We start from the raw sequence: 4,504 nt of genomic DNA, 5'->3' as shown, positions 1-4,504 counted from the left end.
CATCACTACTAAAATGATACTTAAAAACAAAGTCTTAATACACTTTTTCATAATATCAACTTCTTTCTATATTTAATACATTAATTATACATCTTTTTTAAATAAAAATATGTGTAAAATTTTAAAACTTATTTAAACAATATTTAAGAGTATTAATTATAGGAATTATTGACATATGATTAAAGACCCTTAGGATAGTGCTTTACATATATAAGTTAAAAAAGGAGCTAGCTTTATAATCGCCAGCTCCTTATCGTTATTTTTTATCTTCCATTGTGTAACATACGAGGCCAAATATAATACCACCTATGCTCCAAACGATTAAATCACTTCTAGTATTTCCTAAGTCAGTGAAACCGTATATATCAGCTACAGTACCTGCTGTCAGCGCCAATGATGTAAATAAAATTGCTACTAAAATTGATTTTAGTTTAACGAAATCCTTACTATTTTTCTTATTTTCTTTATCTTTGCCACGCTTAACATCGTACGCTTTCAAGAAACGCAGTCCAATTAGTGCTTCAATTAAAATCAAAACGATGATGATTTGAGTGGTGATTGATAGTTTAGGCTCCAAAATGTGAATGAATATGTTAGAAATTACTAACGCAAGCAAAACGAGCATTGAATATGCATATAAAATGATAAATTTTGCCCCTTTTAATTCTTCAGTTGTTTCATTCTTGTCTGTTTGAGATCCACTTATTGCATTTAATATCCAGTTGTTAAATTTCTCCATTATTCAATTTTGCTCCTTTTAAAATGTATAACTTCCTCTATATACTTTTTTGTATGTTATTTTACATTTCTTTCTTTAAAAATCGTCTCATAAAATGGTTTCATCTGTATTCTTTGCATGTCGCCAATTACATAAAACTCTTTCTTAGCTCTTGTCACTGCAACGTTTAACAAGTTTGGTTTTTCGCATGACCAGTTCACAGCACCATCTTGGGTATTATCAGTACCTATTACAAAATACACCTTCTGAGCCTCTTTACCTTGAAAAGTATGAACAGTACCAATGGATTTATCGACCCATTGATTAATTTTTGTACGTTCAATATCAATTCTAGTCGGTAGTTGTTGCTTTAACATACGTTTAATCTGTTGCTGTACTGCTGAAAAAGGCGATATTACAAATGAGCTCGGTTCATTTTTACCTTCCTTAATTGCTTCAATCCAATCATCAGCTAATAATCCCACTACTTTTTCACCATGCTCTTTCACAAATTGTTTTTGAACTGCGTTTCCTTTAACGTCATACCAACCTGTTTTACCTACTTTTGTAATATTACTTGGCAACACCATTTTATTATTATAAGCGATTTGGTTAGCTATCGTGAACATAGGTTTTAAACATCGTCTGTGCACCCATAAAGGTATGCCTATCCAGGTTTTTTGATTACTATCAGTAGCATCAGATTTCCAAAAACCATATTGATTGGCGTTGTCTGCAACAGACTGCACAGAAGCTTCTTTAGAAACTAGATATTCCGGAACATGATAATTTTTACGAATGTTATCAATTAAATGACTTTCTAAAGTCACAACCGGTTCTATTTGAATCGGATCACCTACAGCTACAACTTTTTTTGAACGATATAATGCTCCCACAGCTGCTTGAGGTATTGCTTGTCCTGCTTCATCAATAAATAAGTAGTCTATGAAATCTTTTGGTATGCCCCCATACATAGATTTAAAGCTTGCAAACGTCGTACTAACTACTGGAAATATTAAATGCATCACATTCCATGCGTTGTGTACTTTATCTGGATTTGCATCAATTAATTTCCTTCTATCTTTAAAATCATTAATCGCATAATAAATAGTTGTATTATTAGCAATCAATAATAATTTATGCAATATCATTGCTCTTAAAAAGAGCATGGCACGTCTGTATTGAAGTTCGTCACTCGTCCACAGATTAGTAACTTGGCGCTCATCATAATTGTTGTCACTCCAAAAATCTTTTTCTGGAATTGTAATTTTTGACTCAATACGATATGCTTCTAACTCTTGTAACTGTGAATTTAACTCGTCTAATTGCAACTGTACTTTAGTTAATTGTTTAATTAATTTCTCTTTTTCTTTTAGTTTGCTAACAAGGTCTTCATGTTTGTTTTTTTTACATTTCTCTAACTCTAACTGTTGTGTTAATAATTGTTGCTTCTCTTTATTATGATCTTTATAGCTTTCATCTTCTTCTGAATTAAACATCGCTTTCAGTTTGTTAATAAAACCTTTGTTGCTTTCTTTGATGGATTTAATTAACTCATTTAAAGTTTCTATTTGCTTAACAATATAATTAATTCGATTATCCAAATCTTCTATTTCTTTATTGTCTCGTAACGTTTCATTATCTAAATGATATACCTGTTCTTCAATACTTGTTTTTTCACTATTAATAACCTGTTCAATCTTAGAGAAAGACTCACAATTTTTATAAACATCATATGCTCTAATAGATTCTTCTTTTAACATTTCAACATGCCTCAACTCTTCTAAAAATGCACGTTGATGTGATTGCCATTCACTCATTAACTCGTTATAACTCATACGATTATTCTCATTTTGTAGTAATTTAGCAAAGCCAATATCATTCGCATCTTGTTTTAACATATGACTCAATACTTGGTTAATATTAGTACTTTTACCAAAAACTCCAGAAAATAAGCCCCAGGCACTTTCACCAATCAAATCTTCAGCTATTTCAGCAAAATCTTTTAATTCATGTGCTAAATTTGCATAATTCTGTTCATATTTAGGGAATTTACATTTTTCGGGATTTCTTATAATTTCTTCAATTTTCGGTAAATCTTTAGATATATTTTCAACAGCTCCATTATTACTAGATGCGACTACCATCTTATATTTGGCAATAGATTCCTTTAGTAAGTATACGTATTTATCATCCGTTTCATGAATTTTTGTTTTGACAAATGCATCTTTAGGATTATTTAGTTTAGCTAACTCTTTACCTCTTTCAACTACTAGATGAGCAAATATATCTTTTAATAAAGTAGTCTTGCCTGTCCCTGGTGGCCCATTAACTGAACTTATTCTTTCATTACCACTCGTAATTTGGTTTACAGCAAGTTGTTGCATTAAAGACAATCTAAACTCAGTCTGTGATGGCCATCGTCCATCAGGCAAACGTGAAGGATGTAAAAATTTGTCAAACATTTCTTTATTTTCATCTACTTCTATGCGCTGACTTTCTTCTACACCTTCAATGTAATCAATTAAAGTTTGGTTGGGAGATTTTCTTGCTTTCTCAATATCACTTATGAAGAAACTGTTAAATTCCGGCTGTGGTAAATCACTATCTTTCACATATTCTATTGCTACATAATGTCCAAATAATCCATCTTTCTTTGAATTTAATACAGAAAAGTACTCATCATAAGCTTTGTCCATCTTCTTCAATTTAAATTCATTAATTGGTTCATCTGCTAAAATTTCTTTTACTTTTTGAAAAAATTTTTCAACAGAATCATTAAATTTTTCTTCTATATTGGCATTTTTGTTCTTTTCAATTTCTTTTAATGCACTCATAATCATCGGAATATGTATAGAATCAACTATCACTTTGCCGTGTTTATCTGTGTTAAATGTGTAACCATAACAGTGTGTCCCATTTGGATTATGAATCTCAGAATAATCATCAAAAATATCCTGAATTTTCAAATTAATTTCATTATAGCGGAAGCAATGTCTATAAAATTTAAATATAAGTTCCCCAGTCTCTGATTTTTCTTCTGATATAATAAAGCGTTCAGAATTCCATATTTCAAAATATTCATCAAAACTTTGAAGTTGTGCTTGCTTTGCACCATTTTTAAAATGTTCAGCTGAGAGTATATCTTCCGCTGTAAAATTTACTTCTCCTGGACTTAAAGATTCAATTAACAACCAAGCCGATAACGTATCATTTAGCAATTGACTCATGAAATCCCACCTTGTTCCCTATTTGTTTTTTACTTAATGCTATTTTAACAAATAATTTAATCATATTAGTGTTTTTTCAAAAATATTCATATATTATCATTACCATATTTATTCAACAAATGTTTGTAAAATCCTCACTAATAAAATTAATCGATATGACCATAATTTATTATCCAATAAATGACTATAAAAATTTCTTCTATGCCTTCATTTGCAACTAAATTTGGACATCAAAAAAGAGCACTCCTGAATGAGCACTCCCTTAATTATCTTTCCGTTATATTTGTATTGTCGACGGTTTCGATTTCTTTATTTTTATTTGTAGCTTTTTTCGCAACAATTAACAACGTTGAAAGTACCGCTAAAGCTAAATAAGCATAACCGCCCGCTTGTTTCATTACAAAACTACCGTAATAGTATCTTACGCCACCTTCGTCCATATAAATTTTCGTAGTGTGAACCAAAACTAGAGATAAGCCTAGACAAATTGACAAACCAATCGTAGTGTAAACCATGTATTTTTTAAATGTCTGTTTTTTCTTTTTTTGCTTATAAA

The 4,504-nt window shown here is 30.4% G+C and carries 2 protein-coding genes and 1 pseudogene; all 3 read right to left on the bottom strand.

Going from position 1 to position 4,504, the window contains the following annotated elements; genetic code table 11:
• Positions 1-256 precede the first annotated feature (256 nt).
• Positions 257-739 carry a hypothetical protein gene (locus IDG60_RS07325; RefSeq protein ID WP_000410567.1) on the bottom strand — a complete coding sequence of 161 codons (483 nt, stop codon included), beginning with the start codon at positions 737-739 and terminating at the stop codon, positions 257-259.
• A 56-nt stretch (positions 740-795) separates the two neighbouring features.
• Positions 796-3,948 carry a DEAD/DEAH box helicase gene (locus IDG60_RS07320; RefSeq protein WP_206160580.1) on the bottom strand — a complete coding sequence of 1,051 codons (3,153 nt, stop codon included), beginning with the start codon at positions 3,946-3,948 and terminating at the stop codon, positions 796-798.
• A gap of 266 nt (positions 3,949-4,214) precedes the next feature.
• Positions 4,215-4,504, bottom strand: a pseudogene (locus IDG60_RS07315) (hypothetical protein); the annotation flags it as partial.

This window comes from Staphylococcus sp. EG-SA-2 (assembly GCF_017152085.1).
This window is presented reverse-complemented; position numbering and strand designations above follow the sequence as displayed.

What these genes read in the sequence shown, in the direction of transcription:
- IDG60_RS07325 (WP_000410567.1), bottom strand. Translation starts at nt 739, where the DNA reads ATGGAGAAATTTAACAACTGGATATTAAATGCAATAAGTGGATCTCAA.
- IDG60_RS07320 (WP_206160580.1), bottom strand. Translation starts at nt 3,948, where the DNA reads ATGAGTCAATTGCTAAATGATACGTTATCGGCTTGGTTGTTAATTGAA.